At 44.5% G+C, this 380-nt stretch carries 1 protein-coding gene; it reads right to left on the minus strand.

Annotated elements, in window-relative coordinates; translation table 11 throughout:
• Nucleotides 1-118: 118 nt before the first annotated feature.
• On the minus strand, nt 119-380 hold a 262-nt coding region (locus tag J1782_RS00055; protein ID WP_217151878.1), incomplete at its 5' end, for a hypothetical protein.

Consider the following 380-nt stretch of genomic DNA (forward strand, 5'->3'; position numbering starts at 1 on the left):
CGATTGCGACGGCTAAAAGCGCGGTGAGTATTTTTTTGATGTTGCTGTTCATTACCCTTCCTCCCTACTGTCTGATGTCTTCTTTCAATCGGCGAAAAAACAAAGCGAGCACGCGCAACTATCCCGTAGCCACGAATGCTCGCTTTCGTATTTGCTTAGTATGAATCTCTTTATGGTCTATCTGTCTATCTAAGAGAGTATTCACGTGGTTTTCCCCCTTGTCAAGTACAATAATCGTCTTTCTCTTATTGTAGCCTATTTCCCTTGTCTTTCCTATAGGAAAGACTTCTTCTTTTGTAAAATCGTTCGATCGACCCTCGCTACGGGCCATCACAGCCTTCTTCCAATAAAAAAGCAAGCCCGAGGCTTTCACCCCGAGC

It is taken from the genome of Rahnella sp. BCC 1045 (genome assembly GCF_019049615.1).
Taxonomy (GTDB): domain Bacteria; phylum Pseudomonadota; class Gammaproteobacteria; order Enterobacterales; family Enterobacteriaceae; genus Rahnella; species Rahnella contaminans.